General features: G+C 70.1%; 21 protein-coding genes, 1 tRNA gene and 4 pseudogenes. 11 read left to right on the top strand and 15 right to left on the bottom strand.

Annotation, left to right across the window (positions count from 1 at the left end):
* Nucleotides 1-75 precede the first annotated feature (75 nt).
* Nucleotides 76-555 carry a GNAT family N-acetyltransferase gene (locus O3438_RS30090; protein WP_269682927.1) on the bottom strand — a complete coding sequence of 160 codons (480 nt, stop codon included), beginning with the start codon at nucleotides 553-555 and terminating at the stop codon, nucleotides 76-78.
* 120 nt (nucleotides 556-675) lie between these two features.
* On the opposite strand from O3438_RS30090, the gene O3438_RS30085 reads away from it, so the two are divergent.
* Both O3438_RS30085 and O3438_RS30080 read left to right on the top strand, forming a co-directional pair.
* Entirely contained in the window at nucleotides 676-1,872 is a 1,197-nt protein-coding gene (locus tag O3438_RS30085) for a glycosyltransferase (protein ID WP_269682926.1), read from the top strand.
* Entirely contained in the window at nucleotides 1,869-2,471 is a 603-nt protein-coding gene (locus tag O3438_RS30080; RefSeq protein WP_269682925.1) for a Pr6Pr family membrane protein, read from the top strand. Before O3438_RS30085 ends, O3438_RS30080 begins: the two co-directional genes overlap by 4 nt.
* Nucleotides 2,472-2,483: 12 nt before the next feature.
* Here the strand turns inward: O3438_RS30080 and O3438_RS30075 are convergent, their stop codons facing one another.
* Nucleotides 2,484-3,113: an HAD-IA family hydrolase gene (locus O3438_RS30075; protein WP_269682924.1), complete on the bottom strand. Its 630-nt coding sequence runs from the start codon at nucleotides 3,111-3,113 to the stop codon at nucleotides 2,484-2,486.
* A gap of 89 nt (nucleotides 3,114-3,202) precedes the next feature.
* On the opposite strand from O3438_RS30075, the pseudogene O3438_RS30070 reads away from it, so the two are divergent.
* Nucleotides 3,203-3,697 (top strand): annotated as a pseudogene (locus O3438_RS30070) (SigE family RNA polymerase sigma factor); the annotation flags it as partial.
* Nucleotides 3,698-3,702: 5 nt separating this feature from the next.
* A complete protein-coding gene (locus O3438_RS30065; RefSeq protein WP_269682923.1) occupies nucleotides 3,703-5,091 on the top strand; it encodes a hypothetical protein in 1,389 nt (462 codons plus the stop codon).
* A gap of 6 nt (nucleotides 5,092-5,097) precedes the next feature.
* Here O3438_RS30065 and O3438_RS30060 read toward each other — a convergent pair whose 3' ends face one another.
* The 4 genes from O3438_RS30060 to O3438_RS30045 are packed head-to-tail and all read right to left on the bottom strand — an operon-like array spanning nucleotide 5,098 to nucleotide 6,438.
* A complete protein-coding gene (locus tag O3438_RS30060) occupies nucleotides 5,098-5,385 on the bottom strand; it encodes a hypothetical protein (protein WP_269682922.1) in 288 nt (95 codons plus the stop codon).
* 4 nt (nucleotides 5,386-5,389) lie between these two features.
* Nucleotides 5,390-5,632: a hypothetical protein gene (locus tag O3438_RS30055; protein WP_269682921.1), complete on the bottom strand. Its 243-nt coding sequence runs from the start codon at nucleotides 5,630-5,632 to the stop codon at nucleotides 5,390-5,392.
* A gap of 7 nt (nucleotides 5,633-5,639) precedes the next feature.
* Nucleotides 5,640-6,212, bottom strand: coding sequence for a DinB family protein (locus tag O3438_RS30050; RefSeq protein WP_269682920.1), 573 nt, complete (start codon nucleotides 6,210-6,212; stop codon nucleotides 5,640-5,642).
* A gap of 52 nt (nucleotides 6,213-6,264) precedes the next feature.
* Entirely contained in the window at nucleotides 6,265-6,438 is a 174-nt protein-coding gene (locus O3438_RS30045) for a hypothetical protein (RefSeq protein ID WP_269682919.1), read from the bottom strand.
* Between the two features lie 630 nt (nucleotides 6,439-7,068).
* Between O3438_RS30045 and O3438_RS30040 the strand changes: the two genes are divergently transcribed.
* The 5 genes and pseudogenes from O3438_RS30040 to O3438_RS30025 all read left to right on the top strand — a co-directional run.
* The gene (locus O3438_RS30040) at nucleotides 7,069-7,308 is read left to right on the top strand and encodes a winged helix-turn-helix domain-containing protein (protein WP_269682918.1); all 240 of its coding nucleotides are present in this window, start codon (nucleotides 7,069-7,071) and stop codon (nucleotides 7,306-7,308) included.
* Between the two features lie 422 nt (nucleotides 7,309-7,730).
* Nucleotides 7,731-8,465, top strand: a complete 735-nt coding sequence (locus O3438_RS30035; protein WP_269682917.1) for a hypothetical protein — start codon at nucleotides 7,731-7,733, stop codon at nucleotides 8,463-8,465.
* A gap of 432 nt (nucleotides 8,466-8,897) precedes the next feature.
* Entirely contained in the window at nucleotides 8,898-10,271 is a 1,374-nt protein-coding gene (locus O3438_RS30030) for an AAA family ATPase (RefSeq protein WP_332367476.1), read from the top strand.
* Nucleotides 10,268-10,957, top strand: coding sequence for a DUF4276 family protein (locus tag O3438_RS34370; RefSeq protein WP_442929677.1), 690 nt, complete (start codon nucleotides 10,268-10,270; stop codon nucleotides 10,955-10,957). The genes O3438_RS30030 and O3438_RS34370 overlap by 4 nt, the downstream gene beginning before the upstream one ends.
* A gap of 516 nt (nucleotides 10,958-11,473) precedes the next feature.
* A pseudogene (locus O3438_RS30025) lies at nucleotides 11,474-11,659 on the top strand (tyrosine-type recombinase/integrase); the annotation flags it as partial.
* Between the two features lie 165 nt (nucleotides 11,660-11,824).
* On the opposite strand, the gene O3438_RS30020 reads toward O3438_RS30025, so the two are convergent.
* The 7 genes and pseudogenes from O3438_RS30020 to O3438_RS29995 form a co-directional block, all read right to left on the bottom strand.
* Nucleotides 11,825-11,896: transfer RNA gene (locus tag O3438_RS30020), tRNA-Val, on the bottom strand.
* Between the two features lie 78 nt (nucleotides 11,897-11,974).
* The gene (locus O3438_RS30015) at nucleotides 11,975-12,439 is read right to left on the bottom strand and encodes a peroxiredoxin (protein ID WP_269682915.1); all 465 of its coding nucleotides are present in this window, start codon (nucleotides 12,437-12,439) and stop codon (nucleotides 11,975-11,977) included.
* Nucleotides 12,440-12,524: 85 nt separating this feature from the next.
* The gene (locus O3438_RS30010) at nucleotides 12,525-12,962 is read right to left on the bottom strand and encodes a DUF3052 domain-containing protein (protein WP_007463483.1); all 438 of its coding nucleotides are present in this window, start codon (nucleotides 12,960-12,962) and stop codon (nucleotides 12,525-12,527) included.
* 111 nt (nucleotides 12,963-13,073) lie between these two features.
* Nucleotides 13,074-15,044 (bottom strand): annotated as a pseudogene (locus O3438_RS30005) (thiamine pyrophosphate-dependent enzyme); the annotation flags it as partial.
* Between the two features lie 192 nt (nucleotides 15,045-15,236).
* Nucleotides 15,237-15,581, bottom strand: a pseudogene (locus O3438_RS34365) (transketolase); the annotation flags it as partial.
* Between the two features lie 51 nt (nucleotides 15,582-15,632).
* Nucleotides 15,633-16,037: a MarR family winged helix-turn-helix transcriptional regulator gene (locus O3438_RS30000; RefSeq protein ID WP_269683802.1), complete on the bottom strand. Its 405-nt coding sequence runs from the start codon at nucleotides 16,035-16,037 to the stop codon at nucleotides 15,633-15,635.
* 110 nt (nucleotides 16,038-16,147) lie between these two features.
* A complete protein-coding gene (locus tag O3438_RS29995) occupies nucleotides 16,148-17,608 on the bottom strand; it encodes an MFS transporter (protein WP_269682913.1) in 1,461 nt (486 codons plus the stop codon).
* A 105-nt stretch (nucleotides 17,609-17,713) separates the two neighbouring features.
* Here O3438_RS29995 and O3438_RS29990 point away from each other — a divergent pair, with 105 nt between their 5' ends.
* Nucleotides 17,714-18,514: an AraC family transcriptional regulator gene (locus O3438_RS29990; protein WP_269682912.1), complete on the top strand. Its 801-nt coding sequence runs from the start codon at nucleotides 17,714-17,716 to the stop codon at nucleotides 18,512-18,514.
* A gap of 36 nt (nucleotides 18,515-18,550) precedes the next feature.
* Here O3438_RS29990 and O3438_RS29985 read toward each other — a convergent pair whose 3' ends face one another.
* Nucleotides 18,551-18,955 (bottom strand): YjbQ family protein, encoded by a 405-nt coding sequence (locus O3438_RS29985; RefSeq protein WP_269682911.1) that lies wholly within the window; start codon nucleotides 18,953-18,955, stop codon nucleotides 18,551-18,553.
* A gap of 26 nt (nucleotides 18,956-18,981) precedes the next feature.
* Nucleotides 18,982-19,377 carry a hypothetical protein gene (locus O3438_RS29980; protein WP_269682910.1) on the bottom strand — a complete coding sequence of 132 codons (396 nt, stop codon included), beginning with the start codon at nucleotides 19,375-19,377 and terminating at the stop codon, nucleotides 18,982-18,984.
* A 175-nt stretch (nucleotides 19,378-19,552) separates the two neighbouring features.
* Between O3438_RS29980 and aceE the strand changes: the two genes are divergently transcribed.
* On the top strand, nucleotides 19,553-22,291 hold the full coding sequence (aceE, locus tag O3438_RS29975; protein ID WP_332367475.1) for a pyruvate dehydrogenase (acetyl-transferring), homodimeric type: 2,739 nt from the start codon (nucleotides 19,553-19,555) through the stop codon (nucleotides 22,289-22,291).
* Nucleotides 22,292-22,325: the final 34 nt, after the last annotated feature.

The raw sequence follows: 22,325 nt of genomic DNA, 5'->3' as shown, positions 1-22,325 counted from the left end.
TGCGGTCCGCGCCGGTTTCCCGCTGGGCAGGTGAACAGTCCTGCCGGGGGGACCCGTCCCGAGGTCGCCGTCGGCTCAGCTCGTCGGGGCGATCCGCTTCGCCATCTGCTGCGAGGTGACCTCGAAGCCCAGACTGCGGTAGAGCCCGATCGCCACGGTGTTCGTCCCGAACACGTTCAACCCCAGCTCGGGTACGCCGAGGCGGGCGAGTTCGACCTCGATGAGCTGGATCATCCGCCGCGCGTAGCCGTGTCCCTGGTGCTCCGGATGCACCTCGATGTTGTGGATCCAGGCCTGACGGGAGCCGGTTGCCACCGGCAGGGTCACCCAGATCCAGCCGACCTCGGTGTCGTCGACCCGCCCCACCCGCAGCAGCGCCCCCTCGGTCGCCGCGCCGGCCGGCAGCGACTCCCGGATCTGGTCGACCGACCGCTCGCGGGCCGCCTCCGGGCTCAACCCCCGATGAGCCACCAGGTCGTCGGCGTACCCCTGCTCCAGCGGCCCCCGCAACCGGGCCAGCTCCGGTGCCGTCATCGGCGTCAACGTCAACTCCACAGCGGCTCTCCTTCGTCCTCGCCAGCGGACAGTGCAGCAGAACCCGTCCGGGCCTGCCACCGGAACCCCACGCGGTTCGGCCCGGACGGCCGGGGTGCGCGGCCCGGCCATGATGGCGACGTGCGCATCGCCCACGTCAGCGACAGCCACCTCGACAACCCGGAGGGGGTGGCGACCTCGGTCGGCACCACTGTGGCGCTGCTGCGCGCCGCCGGGCACCAGGTCGTCCTGCACTGCCCGGGCCCTCTGCTGCGACGTCACCGACGGCCGGGTGAGGTGCCGTCGCTGACGGTGCCGACCCGGCCATACCGGCTGGCCGCGCCCCGGTCACCGGACGCACCGGCGGACATGGTGCACGTGCACACCACCGGCCCGCTCGGCGTCGCCGGCCTGCGGTGGGCCGCCGCACGGGGCGTACCGACGGTGCTGACCTGGCACACCGACCTGATCGCCTACGCGGCGCACTACCCGGAGATCCCGATCGGAGCCGCGTACGCGGGCCTCCGGCTGGGCCTGCGCTGGCACGCGCGGGACCTGTGGGCGCTCGGCCGGCCCGGCCCTGACCGGCAGACCCGACTGGCGGAACTCGGGCGGTGCCTGCTGGCGCACACCACCGTCCTGGTCGCGCCCTCGGCGAAGACCGCGTCGATGATGGCGACGATGGCGGGGCGTACCCCGATCGTGGTCCTGCCGACCCCGGCCGCCGCGCCGCGCGTCGACGCCGACGACCGGCGGCGGCTGCGGGCCCGGCTGGGCATCCCGACGGACGCGCCGGTCCTGCTCGCGGTGGGCCGAGCCACGCCGGAGAAGAACCCGGAGCTGCTGCTCGCCGCGTTCGCCCAGGTCCGCCGGACGTTGCCGGAGGCCCGCCTGGTGCTGGTGGGTGCACGACGGCACCGGCTCGCGATCCGCCGGACCGCCCACCGGTACGGGTTCGCCGGCGCGTTGCGCCTGCTGCGGCCGGTGCCGCACGACCGGGTCGGCGCGCACTACCGGGCGGCGGACGTGCTCGCCTTCACCTCCACCACCGACACACAGGGACTGGTGCTCTCCGAAGCCGAGGCGTACGGACTGCCGGTGGCCATGGTGGACACCGCGCTGGTCCAACGGCCGGGCACCGGCACCACCCGACCGGTCGCCGAGCCCACCGCCACCGCGTACGGCGCGTTGCTGACCCGGCTGCTGACCGACAGCGAGCTGCGCGCGGAGGTGATCCGGGACGGCCGGGCGGCGGTCGCGGCCTGGTCCGGGGAGCGCTACCTGGCCGAGCTGGTCAGGCTGTACGAGGCGCTGCCCCCAGCGGAGGCGACCCCGTGAAGGGGGATCTCGACCGGGTCCTGCGGGTGGGCACCGCGGCGGTGGTCGCCGTGGGGCTGGTCCTCGCCCTGGTCGCCGCCCGTGACGAGCCCGTCGAGCTGCTCTTCTACTTCACCGTGCAGGTCAACCTGGCCTACCTGGTGGTGTTGCTGGCCGGTGGCGGTGACCGGCTGCGTACCGCGCTCACCGTCTACCTCGTCGGCACCGCACTGGTCTTCGTCCTGGTGCTGGCCAACCCGTGGAGCCGCTACGCCATGGTGGCGAACGCCGACGCCCGAGGGACGATCTCCGACGCCGGTAACCTGCTGCTGCACGTCGTGGCACCGCCGCTGGCCGCCGCACACTGGCTCAGCCGTCGACCCCGGGTCGCGCTGCGCCCGGCGTACGCGGTCAGCCTGCTCGGCTATCCGCTGGTGTGGCTGACGGTCATCCTGGTCCGGGGCGCCCTCGGCGGGGCCGAGGACCGCTATCTGTACCCGTTCCTCGACGTGCCCCGACTCGGCTATCCCACTGTCGCCCTCAACGCCGTGCTCTTCGCCGTCAGCCTGCTCGTGATCGCCCTGACCGCCGTACACCTGACCCGCCGTCAGGCGCGATGAGGCGACGGCCCGTCAGCGTGCCGCGAACGCCGACTCCAACCGGCCCGCCAGCTGCGCCAGGTCGTGCAGGCGCAGGTCGCCGTCGAGCCCCTTCAACGCGGCGGTCAGCGCGCCGGCCGCCCGCCCGGCGCGCACGCCGACCTCGGCGTCCTCGACGACCAGGCACCGCGCCACGGGTACGCCGAGCAGGGCGGCGGCCCGCAGGTAGCCCTCCGGGTCCGGTTTGCCGACCCGCACGTCGTCGACGGTGACCAGCACCGGGGCGACGATCCCGGCCGCGCCGAGCCGCGCCCGGGCCAGCCGGGCGTCGGCGCTGGTCACCACGGCCCAGGGCAGCCCCAACCGGGCCAGTGTGTCGAGGAGTTCGGGCGTTCCGGGGGTGGCGACCACGTCGGACAGGTCGTCGTACTGCAACGCGAGCTGCCGTGCCGCCGCCGTGGCGACCGCGTCGTCGTCGAGGTCGGGCAACAGCCGGCGGATGGTCCGGTCGGCGGGGCTGCCGTGCGCGATGGCCAGCGCCGCTGCCGGGTCGACCGCGTACTCGGCCGCCCACCGCTCCCAGGCCCGCTCGACGGCCGCGTCCGAGTCGACCAGGGTGCCATCCATGTCGAACAGCACCGCGCCGATGCCCGCCAGTTCCACGCCCACGCTCCCCCTGTTGCCCGCACCGCGAGGATAGGTCCTCAACCATCCGCCGTACGGGCGGCGTTCTTCTCACCGAGGGGGTGGGCATGACCGAGACGTTCCACGAGTTCGTGGTGCAGCGTGCGCCGGCCCTGTCCCGGACCGCCTACCTTCTCACCGGCGACCACCAACTCGCCGAAGACCTCGTGCAGACCGCCCTGGCGCGCACCTACCGATACTGGCGACGCATCCGCGACGGCGACCCCGAGGCGTACGTCCGCCGGGTCATGTACCACCAGCAGGTCTCCTGGTGGCGACGCCGACGCCTCGCCGAACGACTGGAGGCCGAGCCCACCGAACGGGCCGGCGGCGACCACACCGACACCACCGCCCTGCGACTCACACTCACCGCCGCGCTGCGCCACCTCACCCCCCGCCAACGGGCCGTCATCGTGCTGCGCTACTACGAGGACCGCACCGAAGCGCAGGTCGCCGACCTGCTCGGCTGCTCAGTCGGCACCGTCAAACGCCACGCCCACGACGCGCTGCGCCGACTCCGAGCGTTCGCCCCCGACCTGCTCGACGCCACCGCGGAGAGGAGCACCCGATGGCCGCCCGGCTCCGCGACGCGCTACGTGCCGCCGCCGAGGACGTGCCCACCTACCCGGTGTACGAGCGCGCGCTCGCCACCGCCCGTCGCGACCGCCTGCGTCGGATGGGCGTCGGCGCGGCGGCGTTGGTGCTGCTCGCGGTGGCTGGCGTCGTGGCGCCGCTGACCCGTACACCCGGCCTCGATCCGGCCGCCACCGCGAACGCCGCGCTGCCCGACGACATCGCCCTGCCGCCGCTCGGCACGCCGCACGTCACCGACCGCCCCCGGCTCGGTCCCGCGTCGGTCGTCTTCGACGGGCCCGCACCGCGTCTGCACGGCTGGAACGACGTGAACGTCGTCGGCGTGGTCGGCGCGGACTCCGACCGCTACCGGATCATGCGGATCGGCGGTGAGTCCGTGGCGGGCAGGACGGTGCACCTCTCCCCCGACGGCAGGTACCTGGCCCGGCCGGACGGCGTCCAGGACGATCCCCCGGGTGTCGAGGTCGTCGACCTGGTCACCGGGCGGACCCAGCGGCTCTCGTCGCCCGTGGACCGCAGTGTCTGGAGCACACCTGTCGGCTGGTCCGCCGACGGCGGGTCGCTGGTGGTCAGCGACGAGGTGCCGGTCGCGTTCGACGGGGCCACCTACACCACGGTGCTGAGCGCGGTGACAGTCGCCGGTAAGCGGTGGACCAGGCTGGCCGCCGGGGCTCAGGAGGCGCACGTCGGCTCGACCGTCGCCGCTGCCCCGGGTCGGCTCGCCTACCAGTACGGCCGCACCGTCGCCGTGACCGACCTGGCCGGCCGGGAACTCTCCTCGTTCGCCCTGCCCGGCGACACGTGGCTGGCCGGAAAGGGAGCGTGGCGTCCGGACGGCACGAATCTGACGCTGGCCACCCGTGGGGCGGACACCGGGTGGACCCTGCGCCAAGTCGATCCCGCCAGCGGACGGGACGTCGGTCCGCTGGCACTGCCGGCCGTGTCCGGGGCCGTTGCCGTCCGGCAGCTCGGCTGGGCCCCGGACGGGTCGGCGCTGGTGGCGGCCTATCTGCCGGACCCCGCCGCCCCCGACCTGCCGCTGGAGGAGCAGTCGAACCCACCCACGAGCGACCAGCGCCTGCGCACCGTGCGGGTGCTGGCGCTGACGCCCGGCGCCGCCGCGCCGCGAACCGTGCTGACCGCGCCGGACCAGGTGATCGCCGTCGACGTCGCCGACCAGGTGATCCGCAACGGACGCGTCCGCGACGCGCAGCCACCCGGTGGGGTGGGTGGACGGTTCTGGCTCTGGACGGGTCTTTTCACGATGCTGGTCACAGTGGGCCTGCTGTACGCGAGCCGCCAGCGGATCGCGCTGTGGCGCGACGACCGGCGGGTCAGGCGGGCGCGTCGAGCCGGCGAGTGAGGTGCGTCACTCGCCCCCGTCCAACACCGGGCGTACCGCGTCGACGAACGAGATGCGGTGCTTCGTCCGTGCCTCGATGGCCGCGAGCCAGCGCTCCCGGTGCCGGTCGCGCAGCGGAACGGTCGCCTGCCCCGGCCCGTCGCCGAGTCGACGCTGGTCGGCGTACTCCGTGGTGAGGCTGGTCAGCACCGACCGGGCCACCGAGTCCACCTCTGCCGGGCCCTCCAACAACACCAGGTTGTACGCCTCGTCCACGGCGCGCATCGCCGCGTACGTCTCGTCGTAGCCGGGCACCGGCTCACTCCCGCCGGCTTCGAGCCACCGCCGGTCCAACTGCCGGTACGCCTGGTCGCAGGCGCTCAGGAACCCGACGAAGCTCGTCCCGGCGCGTCGTCCGACGCTCGGCGCTCTCCTGCCGGGCGACGGTGAGCTGGTGGGCCAGTTGCCGGCGGGTGCTGAGCGCGCCGACCAACCCGGTCAGGCCGGCGGCGGCCAACGTGGACAGTGAGGTGATCAGCGCGACGGCGACGGTGTCCTGCACCCGCCCATCATGGCGTGAGTGGGGCGGCCGGCCGGGGCGGGTCCTCCCCGGTGAGCCCGTCCACCGACTCCCGGATCAGGTCGGCGTGGCCGACGTGCCGGGCGTACTCCTCGATCAGGTCGACAAGGATCCGCCGCAGGCTGGGCACCTGGCCGTCGGGCCACGGACCTTGGGCCGGTTGCTCGGGTCCGGCGTCGGTCAGTAGCTCGGCCACCGTGGCGCGGGAACGGGCCACCGCCTCCCGCCACAGCATGTAGAGCTGCTCCGGGGTGTCCTCGGCGGCGGACTGCCAGTCCCAGCCGGGGTTCGCGTCCCAGTCGACGGTCTCCCACGGCGCGCCGGGCGAGCGCCCGGCCAGCTTCAGCGAGAAGTAGTAGTCCTCCACGAAGGCGAGGTGCTTGAGCAGCCCGCCCAGGGTGATCGACGACGGGCCGAGCGTCGCCCGCAGACCGTCGGCGTCGAGCCCACCGGTCTTCCACGCGAAAGTCGCGCGCTGGCGCTCCAGGGAGCCCAACAGGGTTGCGGTCTCGTCACCCGCGATCGGTGGCCCGCAGTGACCGTGCTCGTCCGAGTCCGCCATGGGGGTCGAGGTTAGCGGCATCAAGCCTGGTTTCGCTGCTTACTGCCTGATGTCATATAAGCCGCTGGATGCGGACCTTCGGGTGCTCGTTTCTCAGGTGGCCATGCTTGTGCTGGCGGACCTGCTCGTCCCAGACCTCCTGGTCGTAGTCCGGGTCTGGCGGGATCCACCTGTGGGAGCCGTCGCTGTAGTGGAACTTCTCGTCACCCAGCCGCAGGATGCTCAACGGGTCCAGCCGAGGAACCGAGAGTGCAGGTGGCCGGCGGGGACGTGGGTAAGGTCGTGGGCGGCATCGACGAACTGGGCAGCCAGGTAGAGGGCCAGTGACACCGGGGCTCGGTCGTATTCGGCTTGAAGCTCTCGGCGTCGGGTCTGGCATGGCCACTCCCCCGCACAGCCGCCGCACGTCCAGGTTGGCGTGGTCGGGTGGTGAGTCGTCACTGCGGGCCGTCCTGGCTGGGCCAGTGAATGCTGCTGATCGGGATGCGGTGGCGGCTTCGGCATGGCAGATCGCCTCCGCAGCGGCAGATGCGCCGCCAGTGTCGCCAGGACCAGACGGGACGGTGACGGTGAGCGAGAGTCAGTGCCACTGCCAGCACGTACTCGTCGTACGAGACTCGCTTCACCGGCTCGCCTCGGCCGCCCGCGTCACGGCCAGCCCTTTCCCTGTCGAAGGGAGCACTGCCGTCTCCTTGTGCTGGAGCAATCTGGGGGGCGTGGATGCCCGAGCGCGGGGGACGCGCCGAACATCCACGCCGGCGAGGACGGCCACAGCGCCAACCGAGGGGATCGACCTCCTCGGCAACCTCCCATAGGTACCGTTGGGTAGTCAAGGGCTGACGTAGGTGGTCTACTCGTGTTGCCAACCGAGGAGAACCACGTGCCGCCGCGTTACCGCTATGAGCAGATTGCCGACGACCTCGCCGAACGCATCGCGTCAGGCGAGTTTCAGTCTGGCTCCAAGCTGCCCAGCCGGCGAGAGTTGATCGAGCACTACGGTGTCACCGAGCCGGTGATCGACCGCGCCATGCAGGTACTACGGATCAAAGGGATGACTGAGACCCTGCCCGGCGTGGGAGTTTTCGTCGCCGAATAGCTGGGGCCCTGGACTGCCGGGTCCGAACCGTCGAACCATCGACGGAGCCGGACGGCTCCATAGCAGTGAAGGGGTGGGCGCGGCAGGTGTCGAACCTGCGACCTCCGCTTGTAAGTTCTCTGAGGCAACATCCGGCAAGGTTCTTTGAAGTCCAGAACCAGGGGCCGGAAGGCAGGACGACCCCTATGGCCCTGCTTGAACGAGGATGAACGAGACGACAGCTGAGACGAGCCCCGACAGCAACCGCCCAGGCGCTGCGGATCGGGCCGGGGACACGGATCGCAACCGTCCAACATGCCCGCCGCGCCAGCAACCGCAAAGATCAGAATCGGCGCACACAACAGTGACGACCTGTCCGGGTTGAGGGAGGCGAGGTGCCACTGTCCTAGACTCCACTGGGCCGATCAGGAAGAGGTGTGCGCGTGGGAACTGACAACTCCGCAAGCAGGCTTGTGGCACTCCTATCGGAGGTACAGCAGCGGTCTGGCTCCGAGAGGCTAGCCATCGACGCCTGGATGCAAATCTTCGGAGTAACGAACCTTGCTGGCGTCCTCAAGAGCGCAGCCGACTTCGCGAGCCTCGTCGATCAGGTAGAAGCCGAAGTGCGTGCTCTGCCAGAGGACGAGGACCCGGAACATCTCTTGGCGCACCTGCCTCAGGTCCATAAAGTCCTCGACAGCTTTTTTTCGTCTAGGCGCCTGAAAATGGATCAAGTCGCGGCCCAGGTAACGGGAGAGATGGTTTACAGCATCGCGACCTGCGAGCGGGCGCTGCGCCGCAACGGCAAGGTCGAGCCTGTGATTTCAGAGAACTCGTCAGGACAACTCGTAGAAGACGTCAGGGCGATCATCGATGAGGTAGTCCGCAGTGACCTTCCGAGTGACCTGAAGGAACTCCTGGTGGACCGGTTGAGGGGCGTGGAGGCAGCGCTGCTCAAGGTCCGCATCGGCGGATACGCCAACGTTGAGAAGGCAATGGATGCCTTAACACTCGGGGCGGTGCGGGCTACCAAGCCAGACAGTGAGGAGCGCGCCAAGGTCGGGTCCGTGCTCGGTCGCCTCTGGGGAAAGCTGGGCGAGCACGCCCAAGGCGCGGAGGCTATCGCCTCGACAGCGGCCAACACCGCGGAGATGGTCAAGGCGATCACCGGAGCCTGACCCGTGCGTCATACGCCCCTTCGACTCGCCACTGGCCCGGCCTAGTTGGGCACCCTCGCAATGGGCTGTGCTGATCAGCCAAGGCAACCCTTCGACGGCGTCCGATAGTAAGCTCACCCGATGGAGCGAGGCAGTGACGACGGATTTACAGTCCGCCACGACCAACGCTTCGACCAGGGCGCACACGATCCCAACAGCCCAGGTGACACGGATGCGACACAGCCCTCGCTTGGTGCGCTCGCGTAGCGCCGCATGCTGGCAGGGGCGTAGCCCGAGAGCAGCGTCACGGTTCTGGCCGCGCGGGCATGTCGCCCGCCGCCGATCGCAGGGGCCTCGGTGGCCGATACAGACCTAACAAAGCACACCGAAGACCTCGAGCGATGCCCAATCGGCTAGTTGCCACCGATGCGTCACGCTAAGTAACGTAGTGCCGTGCGTATCACTCACGTCACCTTCGGTGCATTCAAGTCACTTTATGACGTCGAATGTGACTTTTCGCCTTTCACGGTCATTACAGGACCGAACGGAGCCGGCAAGAGCAACCTTGCCGACGGGATCAATTTTATTGCAGCGGCGTACAGGAATGGGCTAGAAATGGCCGTTGCTGGGGCAGGCGGTTATGACAGCATCGCCCATCGCCGAACTAGCCGAGCTAGGACGCCGATTTCCATCGGCTTAGAACTTGAACTGGGCCCGCACGATGTAGAGCAATACTTCCGACTCCCCCGGCAATCGACACGCCGAACCAGAACATCTAAGCGCGGAATCTCGTACCCGCTCAGCTTCCGCCACCGCTTCTCTTTTCGAGCCCGCGGCCAAGCACTGGCTTCAGAATTCAGCGTCGAACAAGAGACCATGGAAGTTGCTGACGCGGCTGGGACATTGCTGCGAATCTCTCGCCTAACAAAAGACGATGAGTCCGGTTTTGCGATACTACTCGACGACCGCATAAGGAAGCTCGACGAGCACAGTGAACGCCTCTTTTATCCAGTTGTTGACGAACAGTTCCAGCGGATTCAACGACGGCCTCTTGCGAATACTGATCTACTCTTCACCTCGTTGAGTATATACGGGGGCCTCTTCTCACTAATCAGGCGAGAGCTTCACGGAAGCGTCTTCCAACTCTCCCCTCAGCAAGCACGAAAACCAGGTGCTCCGACTCCAAACGCAAGCCTGCAGAGATACGGGGAGAATCTTCCCGCCGTCGTCCACTTCCTGCGAAAACATCGTGCCGAAGCATGGGCCCGCATAGAAGATGCGATGCGCGTCGTGGTTCCAAACCTGGTCGAGATAGAAACTCGACACACCGAGGACCGTTTCCTTGCGCTGCAGTTTAGAGAGAGAGGCGTGAGGCGGGCATGGAGCACCAGCGAAATGTCAGACGGCGCTATCCAAGCCTTGGCGTTGTTCACTGCGGTCCTCGACGGACGTTCGGGTTTCCTACTCATTGAGGAACCCGAAAACTCTCTTCATCCGTGGGTTTTGCGTCGGTTCCTCGATCTCTGCAGAGACGAGAGTGAGAGTCAGATCGTCCTGACTACCCATTCTCCTGTCGCAATCGACTACACACCTGCTGACTCACTCCGTTTGATGTGGCAGCGTCACGGCCGTAGCTCTTACCAGAACTGGACCACGCTGAACCCAGAGATAGTTGAAGCCTGGAAGCGGGGCGACGTCCGAGCTTTCGAAGCCTACGACTCCGGCCTCTTTCACGAAGCTGTTCCACCGGGATTTCTCGCGGTTGACGAGGACCAAATGAGTAGCGGGGATGACGGCTGGATGAATAAGGAGGCGGACCGCTCGTGAAGGTCGCCATCCTCACAGAGGGAGATAGCGAATTCTCGGCGCTTCCCCATCTAGCTAACCAGTTCCGGGAGGCTTGCAGCCTATCCTCATATCGCGTCATTAAGGTTGCAGTAACGCCAGATGCTCCCGTCGGCCAGGTGGCGCGGCAGTGCGCGGAGCGCGCACGCGTCGCTGCCCTCGCCGGTGCTGACTTTGTAGTCGTGCTGCTCGACAGGGAGCAGCAAGCTGATTGCTGCGGGTTGATTGCTGAGAGTATCCGATCAGGAATGTTGCGGTACTGTGAAGCCTTGAATCAGATTCGACTGGCGGTCGTCCTTAAGGACCGCAAGTTCGAGAATTGGCTAGTTGCTGACCTCGAAGCGTTACGAGCACAGCCAGCGCGCTTTAACGTAACAGCGGCGCTCTCTAGGTCCGTCTCTCCAAACAAGGCAGACAGCACGGACGCCGAACTGCTCATTAAGCGAGCAGCAATTGGTAGTTCTTACGATAAGAGGGCCGACGCAGGACGAATCTGCCGTCAGATGGATATCCTCCGGGCCGGCGCGAATAGTCGAAGCTTCCGCCACCTGTTACATGTTCTGGAACATCCTACCTACAAAGACCAATGTAAGCGCGTTCCTGAGGCTCAGGTCCCGTCTCAACCGAAGAGATCGTCCCGGCCCCGGACAGGACGGACGGGCCGGTGAAGCTGCCGCCTTTTCTACTTGCCTAATCAGTACGCCAGCAAGTTCACCCATGCTTGCAATTATCGCAATTGCCTCTACGACATGGAATGCCTCAGCCTCGTGCGGTCCATTTGCATAGCCGATCACTGGCACGCCGGCCGCAGGGGGAGGCGCTTGGGTTGAAGTGGCGGTGGGTTGAACTGGAAAAGCGCATGTTGCGGATGCCCCGGCAATTGCAGCGGCACAAATGGCGACACGGCTGCAACGACCCGCACCGCTGCGGCGCGCGCCTGCACAAAACATCCGACTGCCGCCGAGGCTGCAAACGCCACCAACGCGTGTGCCCCCGCAGTGCCTGTCTGACTGCCAACAGCACGCGAGCAAGTGCCCAAAGCGTCAGGGCGGCGGTTTGCGAGAAGTCGACGTGAAGTCACGCGCCGCCGGCATTCCCAGTCAGTCCGCTAGTCGAGGCCCTGCACAGCAGCGTGAGGTGCAGAAGAAAGAACGGAGGCGGCGGCGCAACTCTGCCAGGAAGGCGATTGGGTGTTCACCCAACCGACCGGCAAGCCGATCGACCCGCGCGCCGACCACGACTCCTGGAAGGCGCTGCTCCTGGAGGCAGGTGTCCGAGACGCGAGGCTTCATGACCCGGGGCATACGGCGGCGACCATGCTCCTGGTCCTCGGCGTGCCGACCCGCACCGTCATGGAAGTGATGGGCTGATCGCAGATGGCTATGACGACGAGGTACCAGCACCTAGCCCCGCAACTCATCGAGGGAATCGCCGGACAGGTCGCCGGATTGCTCTGGAAGGCCGACTGAGACAACAACTGAGACGAAGAGGGCCACCGGATGTCCGGTGGCCCTCTTCGCTTACTGGTCGGAGTGTGGGCGCGGCAGGTTTCGAACCTGCGACCCCTCGCTTGTAAGGCGAGTGCTCTCCCACTGAGCTACGCGCCCGGATCGCCCGTGCGGCGGGCCGGTGGCTGGCAAGCTTACCCTGCCCGCTGCCGACCCGGGCGCACGGCGTACCCCGGGTCAGGCTGTCGCTTCGGCGATGGCCTTGCGCCAGGCCAGCTGGTCGCGGGCCTCGCCGGGGCCGTTCATCTCGGCGAAGCGGACCACGCCGGTCCTGTCGATGACGAAGGTGCCCCGGTTGGCGAAGCCCGCAGTGTCGTTGAAGACCCCGTACGCCTGGGCGACGCCGCCGTGCGGCCAGAAGTCGGCCAGCATGGGGAACTGGTAGCCCTCGCGGTCGGCCCAGATCTTGTGGCTGTAGACCGAGTCGACGCTGACGGTCAGCACCTGGACGTCGTCGTTCGCGTACTCGTCGAGGTTGTCCCGCACCTCGGCCAACTCGCCCTGGCAGGTGCCGGTGAACGCGAGCGGGTAGAAGACCAGCAGGACCGCACGCCTGCCCCGGAAGTCGGAGAGCCGGACCTCCTGGTTGTTCTGGTCCTTCAGCACGAAGTCCGGCGCCTCGGCGCCAACCTCGATGGGCATGTGAACCCTCCTCGGCTCGGTCGGGGAGACGGCACCAGCCTGCCGCCCGGCGGTGCGGACCGCCGGGCGCGCGAAGCGGGGTGGGCTATTTCTTGGCCTTGGCCCCTCGGCGCAGCACCAGGCGGGCGCCGCTCCAGTCCCGACCGGCGTTGACGGTCGAGGTCTGCTGGAGGCCTGCGGTGGGCGCGGACTCCGCGACCTCGCTCGGCTCGACGTGCCCGTCACGCCCCGCCTTCGGGGTGAGAAGCCACACGACGCCGTTGTCGGCCAGCGGGCCGAGGGCGTCGACGAGAAGTTCGAAGAGGTCACCGTCGCCGTCCCGGTACCAGACCAGCACCGCGTCGACCACCTCGTCGGTGTCCTCGTCGACCAGATCTCCACAGCGGTCGGTCAGGGCGTCTCGGAGATCCTGGTCGACGTCGTCGTCGTACCCCATCTCCATGACGACCATCCCCGGTTCGATCCCGAACCGGTCCGCCAGGCTGCGTACCCCGTCGGCGGCCTGACCAGCGGTCGCGCTCACTGTCGCGTGCCTCCTCATCTCGTACTGCTCGCGGCGTCGGTGCGACGCCGTCAGGCAAAGTCCACACAGTTGTGCCTCCCCGCGCAAGTGGCGCACCGGGTGGAACGGAATTTACCGTGCCAGCAGCGTACGGGCACCGTCGGTAATGGCGTCCGTGGAGACCAGAACGTGACGCGCTGCCGGACCTAATGGTACAAACGAGTCAACTCCGGCTACTCGTCGCGCTGCACCGACATATCCGGCGTCGACCAGCGCGGCGATCACTCCCTCGCCGACCCCGCCGGATCGGCGAGTCTCGTCCACCACCAGCACCCGGCCCGTCGCGGAGGACTCGCGGATGATGTCGGCCACCGGCAGCGGGGCCAGCCAGCGCAGGTCCACGACCCGGGTGCCGACCCCCTCCTCGGCGAGGACGGCAGCGGCCCGCAGCGACATCCGCACGCCGTTACCGAAGGTGATGATGGTCAGGTCGTCCGCCGAGCCGACCCGGTAGACCCGGGCCCGGCCGATCGGCACGTGCCCGGCGACCCACGCCCCCGGCTCCGGATAGCCGGCCAGCCACTCCCCGTCGCCGTCGGCGTACAGGTCGCGGGTGTGGTAGAGCGCGATCGGCTCCAGGAACACGCACACACTGCCGTCCACCGCCGCGCTGGCCAGGCAGGTCCGCAGCATGGGCGCGGCGTCGTCCGGCCGCGCCGGCACCGCGACCACCAGACCCGGCACATCCCGGAGTACGGCGACCGAGTTGTCGTTGTGGAAGTGCCCGCCGAACCCCTCCTGGTACGCCAACCCGGCCACCCGGACGACCATCGGGTTGCGGAACGCCCCCTGCGAGAAGAACCGCATGGTGGCCGCCTCACCGCGCAGCTGGTCCTCGGCGTTGTGCAGGTACGCCAGGTACTGGATCTCCGGCACCGGCAGCATCCCGGCCAGCCCCGCGCCCAACCCCAACCCCAGCACCGACGTCTCGTCGAGCAGGGTGTCGAAGACCCGGGCCGGCCCGAAGCGGTCCCGCAGCCCCTTCGTCACCCCGTACACGCCGCCCTTGGCGGCCACGTCCTCACCGAACACCGCCATCTGCGGGTGGTCGAGCATCCCGTCGGCGAGCGCCGCGTTGATGCTCTGCGCCAGGGTCAGCGGACCGGTCAGCTCCGGCGGCTTGCCGCCGAACGCCTCCGCCCGGGCGCCCGCGCCCGGGCCGCTGGCCCGCGCCGCGGCGTCGGCCACCGCCCGCGCCACCCGCACCGGGCGGCGGGGCGCCAACGCCGACACCACGTCGGCCGCCGACGCCAGCTTCGGCTCGCCCAGCACCTCCTCGGCCAGTCGGCGCACCTGCCAGCCGGTCTCGTCGTACCGGGCCAGCAGCTCCTCGCCGGTCGCCACCCCGGCGTCGACGAGCAGGCGCGCGGTGGCCGCCACCGGATCGCGGTCCAGGTCCTCGGCCAGCTCGGCCGGGCTGCGGTACGCCGACTCCGCGTCCGCCCCGGCGTGCCCCATCAGCCGGACGGTGCGCAGGTGCAGGACCGCCGGGCGGCGGTTGCGGCGTACCCAGGCGGCGGCCTCCGCCGCCACCGCGTACGCCCGCACCGGGTCGGCCCCGTCCGCGCTGAAGTAGCGGATGCCCGGCTTGGCCCGCAGGGTCGCCTCGACCCAGCCCTCCGGTGACCGGACGCTGATGCCCAGCCCGTTGTCCTCGCAGACGAAGAGCACCGGGATGCGCAGCCCGGCGTGGTCGTACCACCCGGCGGTGTTGAAGGCGGCGGTGGCGCTGGCGTGGTTGACCGAGGCGTCGCCGAACGAGCAGACGACTATCGCGTCCGGCGGCCACGGGACGTGTGCGGCGCCCGCGCCGCTGCCGACCCGCACCCCGGCCCCGGTACGCCGCCCGGCGCTGTCCAGCCGGCGCAGCCGTTCCACGGCCAGCCCCATCCCGACCGCGCGAGGCAGATGCGAGGCGATGGTGGAGGTCGTCGGCACGACGGCCAGGTCGGCCCGGCCGAACACCTTGTGCCGGCCACCGGCGATCGGCTCCTCGCTGGAGGCGACCATTCCGCGCAGCACGTCCCGGGCCGCGTCCGCGTACGCGCCGAACCCGCCCGCCGGGGCGGGCTCGGGCCCTGACGGATCAGGGTCGGTGGTCGAGTCGGCGTCGGTCGACGCTGGATCGCTGCCGGCCCGCCGGTCGCTGCCCGCCGTCGGATCGGCGGTCGGCGCTGGGTCGGCGGTCGGCGCTGGGTCGGCGGCGGAGTCCGGCTCGCCCGACGGTGACGCGGCGGCGGCCTGGGCGGCGCGCAGGCAGTAGAAGGCACCGGAGCGGTAGTGCAGCAACGCCGGATCGGTGGGGCGCAGCGCGGCGGCGACCGCGGCGTTGCCCTCGTGCCCGGCGGAGCCGATGGTGTAGAAACCCTCCCCGAAACTGCGCAGCCAGCGCCCGGCCAGGTCGAGCTGCCGGCTGGTCACCTGCGCGTCGAACAGGTCGAGCACCTGCGCGCCGGTCAGCGGGGCATCGTCGGTGACCGGGTCAGCGGGGTCACGCCGACGCTCCGCGGCGGGCAGCGCCGCCAGCGTCTCCCGGAACCGGTCGTCGAGGTCTTGCGGGGTGGTCACGTCGCACAGCATTACCGACGGGAGGCCGCCTCGCCCAGTGGGACACGGCCGTCGCGGGCCGACTCACTCCGGACCGCAGGGCTCCGAACAACCATCGTCGGACGCCTTCCGAACCAGGTCACGAAGGGTGCGCAGCTCTTCGTCGGTCAGCCCGGACAGGAGTCGGGAGTCGGACATCACCATGGTCACCCGGTCGCGTTCGACGCGGCCCTTCTCGGTCACCACCAACGTCTTCTGCCGGCGGTCCACCGGGTCGGTGCGTCGTTCCACCAACCCGGCCTGTTCCAGCTTGTCGACAAGCATCGTCACGTTCGACCTGTCGCAGCCCAGTTGGCCGGCGAGATCACGAGCCGGCAGCGGACGGTCCGGGTCCAGTTGGTGCAACGCCCGCGCCGTCGCCGGGGTGAGCCCCAACTCGGCAAACGCGGCACCCTGCCGGTGTCGCAGGGCGTCGCTGACGCGGGCCATCCGGCGCAGCACATCGGCGGCGAGACCAGCCCGATCCACCGGTCCACCTGCTACGGAACCCACCTCCTGCGGCACTGCCACATCGTACGCACCGGGTCCGCCCGGTCGGCTCAGTGTTCGAGTTCGGTGACGGTGGCCGACGCGGCGACGGTCGGGGCCGGCGGGTCGGTCGCGGTGGACGGCGGGCCGGCGGGCCGGTTCAGGGCGCGGGCGCAGCGGCCGGCAGCCACCGGCGCGGCCAACAGCAGGCCGGCTGTCAACGCGGCGGCGGCCGGTGTGTCGGGCCGCGTCAGGTGCAGGCCACCGATGACGGTCACCCCGAGCACCGCGGCCAGCAGGGTGCCGGTGGAGATCAACGCGGAGAACGCGGTCGCCGCGCCGGCCGGCAGGGCGGTCGCTAGCCGGTCGACCAGCGGGGTGAACCCGGCGGCGTGTGCGGCACCGCCCACGAACAGCAGCAGGCTGCCGGGCAGCCACTGCCAATCGTCCCGGGTCAGCATGGTGACCACCAGCACGACGGCCGCCAACAGCGGCGGGCCGATCAGCGGCAGCGCGTCGCGCAGTCGCCCGGAGAGGCGGGGCGCCGCGAGGCCGCAGAGCGCGAACCCGGCGGCGTACGGCAGGAAAGCCAGGCCGGCGGCCAGCGCGGTGAAACCGAGCCCCTCCTGCAACCGCAGGGTGAGGGTGAACAGGAAGCCGGCGTAGCAGCCCATCACCAGGCACGCGGCGAGCAGACCGGCCGGCACGCCGACACGGGTCAGCACCGCCACGTCCAACAGCGGCGTGCCACCGCGCCGGATCAGCCGGCCTTCGTGGCGCAGGAAGACGCCGACGCCGACGACGCCCGCCGCCACCCCCACCGGCGTCGACCAGCTCGGCCAACCGAGGTCCCCGCCGAGCACGGCCGGCCCCACCAGGGCCAGCATCGCGGCGGCCAGCAACAGCACCCCCGGCAGGTCGAGCGCCGCGGGCCGGGTGGCCGCAGCCGGCATGGCGGCCAGCGCCCGCCGACCGGCCACCAGCAGCACCGCACCGACCGGCACGTTGACCAGGAACGCGGTGCGCCAGGCCAGCCCGCCGGCGTCCAGGGTGACGAGCAGACCGCCGGCCACCTGCCCGGCCGCGACCCCGAGCGCGAGAATCATCGAGTACGCCCCGATCGCCCGACCGCGGGCAGTCCCCACGTACGTGGCCTGGATGAGGGCGAGGACCTGCGGCACCATGAGCGCCGCCATGGCGCCCTGCACGACCCGGGCGCCGACCAGCGTCACCGGTTCCGGCGCGAGGCCGCAGGCCAGCGACGCCACGGTGAACCCGGTGAGGCCGAGCAGGAAGACCCGGGCCGGCCCGTGCCGGGAGCCGATCCGGGCGCCGGTGACGACCAGCACGGCGAAGGCCAGGGTGTACCCGGCCAACACCAGCTGGGCCAGTGCGGGCGGGCCGGCCAGGTCGAGCCGGATCGTCGGGGCGGCGACCGCGGCGATCGAGGTGTCCATCGAGGCCATCGCCTGTCCGGTGAGCAGGACGACGAGCGGCGCACGGCGTCCCGCCGTGGTCGTGGTGGTGGTCATGCCGGCCACGGTGCCGACCGGGGTGGGTCGGCGTCTTGACGATCCTTGCGGCCGCCCGGTCCGGCTCCGCGTGTCGTGTCGGCGGGTCCGCCTAGCCTGAGCGGCATGCGCAGCAGCCACACCCTCGTGCGGCAGCCCGACTTCGTGGTCCACGCGGTGCGCTGCCGCGACGACCACACCGGCTGGTCGCATCCCGAGCCGGCCACCGCCCACGGCGTCGTGCTGGCCCGCCGAGGCGGCTTCCGGCGGCACGGTCGGGCCGGGGAGGAATTCGTCGACCCGACGGTGGGCTACCTGACGGTGCCGGGCGAGGAGGAACGGTTCGCCCACCCGGCCGGCGGCGACGACTGCACCTCCGTACACCTCTCACCCCGGCTGTGGCGGGAGCTGCTCGCAGGTCGGTCTGCGACGCCGGTGCTGCACCTGGACGCCCGCATCGATCTGGCGCACCGGCAACTGCTGCGGGCGGCACGGCAGGGCGACGCGGGTTTCGCCGCCGCCGAACGCCTGGTCCGGCTGGTCGCCGTGGCCACCGGCCCGGCGGCCGACGCGCCGACCCGGGATCGGCCGATGGTGGAGGCCGCCCGCTCGGCGCTGCACGACGGCGGGCCGCACACCGACGGCCTGGTCCCGCTGGCCCGCTCGCTCGGCGTGTCGCCGTACCGGCTGAGCCGGTCCTTCCAGGCGTTGGTCGGCGTGCCGCTGACCCGCTACCGCAACCGGCTGCGGGTGGGCCGTGCCCTCGACCGGCTGACGGAGGGGGTGCCCAGTCTCGCCGTGCTGGCAGCCGAGCTGGGCTTCGCCGACCAGGCGCACCTGACCCGCACGCTGCGCGCCCATCTGGGCCACACACCAGGGCAGCTACGCCGAGTGCTCGACGAGGCCCGGTCCCGCCCAGCGGGGTGACGCCGCCGATCTCGACAGCCCGGCCGTCGCCGGGCGTCAGCCCGGGAGGAAGGAGAAGCGGACCTGACGGGTCGGGTTGTCGCCGTTGGTGTCAACGAGGCAGATCGACTGCCAGGTGCCGAGCGCGAGTCGGCCGGCCAGCACCGGCAGCGTCGCGTACGGCGGAACGAACGCCGGCAGCACGTGGTCGCGGCCGTGGCCGGGCGAGCCGTGCCGGTGCCGCCAGCGGTCCTGGGTCGGCAGCAGGTCGTCCAACGCGCTGAGCAGGTCGTCGTCGGAGCCCGAGCCGGTCTCGATGATCGCCAGGCCGGCGGTGGCGTGCGGCACGAAGACGTGCAGAAGTCCGTCGTCCTCGCCGGAGACGAACTGCTGGGCCTCCGCGGTGATGTCGCGGACGGCCGGGCGGGACCCGGTCTGGACGGTGATGACGTCAGTGCGCATACGTCGCATTCTGCCGCAACCCGCGGTCAGGAACCGCCGCCACCGCCGCCCCCGGAGTCCCCACCACCGCCGGAGGAGCCACCGCCCCCGAAGTCGCCTCCGGAGTAACCGCCGCCTGCGGAGCCACCGTCCCCGCCGCCGGACCAGGTCCAGCCGTCCGAGTCGCCGTAGTAGGTCGAGGGGATGCTGGTGTCGGCGTGCCGCTGGCGTGGACCGGGCACACGACGAGGGGCGCGGCGCGGCGCGGGTGCTCGCAGCCCGCCGCGGACCTGAACCGCGCCGAACGCCATCGCTCCGACGCCGAGGATCATGATCGGCAACGCGGCGGTGTCGCCGGCCAGGAGGACCGGCACGGAGAGAAGCGCTCCGAGCGCGCCACCCGAGAGGATCACGACGCCGGTTGCCACCCGCCACCCGTTCATGTCCGGCACGGTAGCGAGCCCGGGCAAGCGGGCGGTTTGGGCGGTCGTAGCGCTAAGTTACCGGTGAGTACCTGTGTTCAGCATCGCGTCGGGGGCACCTAGGCGTGACGACAGGTGCCACCAGGGGGCAGGATGGCGCTAGAGACCTATCCCACACACAACCGAGGGAACGCCTGTGGCTACGGAACGCAAGCGCCCGGTGATCAGCGACGGCCTACCGAGCCAGCTTCCGGACATCGACCCTGAAGAGACAAGCGAATGGGTCGAGTCGCTTGACGGTGTCATCGACGAGCGCGGCGCCAAACGCGCCCGCTACGTCATGCTGCGCCTGCTGGAGCGGGCCCGTGAGCGCCAGGTCGGGGTTCCGCCCCTGACCACCACCGACTACATCAACACCATCCCGTCCGAACGCGAACCGTGGTTCCCGGGTGACGAGCACGTCGAGAGGCGCATCCGGGCGTACGTCCGGTGGAACGCCGCCATGCTCGTGCACCGGGCACAGCGCCCGGAGATCGGCGTCGGCGGGCACATCTCGACCTTCGCCAGCTCGGCGTCGCTCTACGAGGTGGGCTTCAACCACTTCTTCCGGGGCAAGAACCACCCGGGCGGCGGCGACCACATCTTCTACCAGGGTCACGCCTCCCCCGGCATGTACGCGCGGGCGTTCCTGGAGGGGCGGCTCAGCGAGCACCAGCTCGACGGGTTCCGCCAGGAGTTGTCGCACCCCGGCGGCGGCCTGCCGTCGTACCCGCACCCGCGGCTGATGCCGGACTTCTGGGAGTTCCCCACCGTCTCGATGGGTCTCGGCGGTCTGAACGCGATCTACCAGGCCCGGTTCAACAGGTACCTGCAGCACCGCGGCATCAAGGACACCTCGCAGCAGCACGTCTGGGCGTTCCTGGGCGACGGCGAGATGGACGAGCCGGAGACGCTCGGCGCGATCGGCGTGGCCGCCCGCGAGGAGCTGGACAACCTCACCTTCGTGATCAACTGCAACCTCCAGCGGCTGGACGGCCCGGTCCGGGGCAACGGCAAGGTCATGCAGGAGCTGGAGGCGTTCTTCCGGGGTGCCGGCTGGAACGTGATCAAGGTCGTCTGGGGCCGTGAGTGGGACCCGCTGCTCGCCGCGGACACCGACGGCGCGCTGGTCAACCTCATGAACACCACGACCGACGGCGACTACCAGACCTACAAGGCGGAGTCGGGCGCGTACGTGCGGGAGCACTTCTTCGGGCGCGACGCGCGCACCCGCAAGATGGTCGACCCGCTCAGCGACGACGAGATCTGGAACCTCAAGCGGGGTGGGCACGACTACCGCAAGCTCTACGCGGCCTACAAGGCGGCCACCGAGCACACGGGTCAGCCCACTGTCATCCTGGCGAAGACGATCAAGGGCTGGACCCTCGGCTCGCACTTCGAGGGCCGTAACGCGACCCACCAGATGAAGAAGCTGACGCTGGAGGACCTGAAGACCTTCCGCGACCGGCTCTACCTGGACATCCCGGACAAGGCGCTGGAGGACAACCCCTACCTGCCGCCGTACTACAACCCGGGTGAGAAGTCTGACGAGATCCAGTACCTGAAGGAGCGGCGCGAGCAGCTCGGCGGTTACCTGCCGTCCCGGCGGACCAGCACCAAGCGGCTGACCATCCCCGGTCCGGAGCGGTTCGCCGACGTCAAGCGCGGCTCGGGCAAGCAGAAGGTGGCCACCACGATGGCCTTCGTCCGCCTGCTCAAGGACATCATGAAGGACAAGGAGTTCGGCAAGCGCTGGGTGCCGATCATCCCGGACGAGGCCCGCACCTTCGGCCTCGACTCGATCTTCCCCACCGCGAAGATCTACTCGCCGCACGGCCAGCGCTACACCTCTGTCGACCGAGAGCTGTTCCTGTCGTACAAGGAGTCGACGACCGGTCAGATCCTGCACGAGGGGATCAACGAGGCCGGTTCGGTGGCCTCGTTCACGGCGGCGGGCTCGGCGTACGCCACCCACGACGAGCCGATGATCCCGATGTACATCTTCTACTCGATGTTCGGGTTCCAGCGGACCGCCGACGGGCTGTGGGCGGCGGCCGACCAGATGGCGCGGGGCTTCCTGCTCGGCGCGACCGCGGGGCGCACCACGCTCAACGGTGAGGGCCTCCAGCACGAGGACGGTCACTCGTTGCTGATCGCCGCCACCAACCCGGCGGTGGTCGCGTACGACCCGGCGTTCTCGTTCGAGATCGCGCACATCATGGAGCAGGGTCTGCACCGGATGTACGGGGACGCGCAGGAGAACGTCTTCTACTACCTGACGGTCTACAACGAGCCGATCCTCCAGCCGGCCGAGCCGGCCGGGGTGGACGTGGAGGGCCTGCTCAAGGGCATCTACCGCTACTCCCCGGCACCTGAGGTCGACGGCCCGAAGGCCAACGTGCTCGCCTCCGGCACCGGCATGCAGTGGGCGCTCAAGGCCCAGCAGTTGCTCGCCCAGGACTGGGGGGTGGCCGCCGACGTGTGGTCGGTGACCTCCTGGACGGAGCTGCGCCGCGACGCGGTGGAGACCGAGGAGTACAACCTCCTCAACCCGGGCGCCGAGGCGAAGATCCCGTACATCCAGCAGAAGCTGGCCGACGCGGACGGCCCGAAGGTAGCGGTCAGCGACTGGATGCGGGCCGTACCGGACCTGATCGCCCGGTGGGTGCCCGGTGACTACACGTCGCTCGGCACCGACGGCTTCGGCATGTCGGACACGCGGCACGCCCTGCGCCGGCACTTCCACGTCGACGCCGAGTCGATCGTGGTGGCCACGCTGCGGCAGCTCGCCCGCAGCGGCGCGGTGGCGGCCACCGTGCCGGCCGAGGCAGCGAAGAAGTACGCGATCGACGACGTCAACGCCGCCCCGGTCGGCGAGACCGGCGGCGACAGCTAGACCAGCACGACCAACGAGGGGCCCGGCACGCTGT

Source organism: Micromonospora sp. WMMC250, from assembly GCF_027460215.1.
GTDB lineage: Bacteria > Actinomycetota > Actinomycetes > Mycobacteriales > Micromonosporaceae > Micromonospora > Micromonospora taraxaci.
This window is presented reverse-complemented; position numbering and strand designations above follow the sequence as displayed.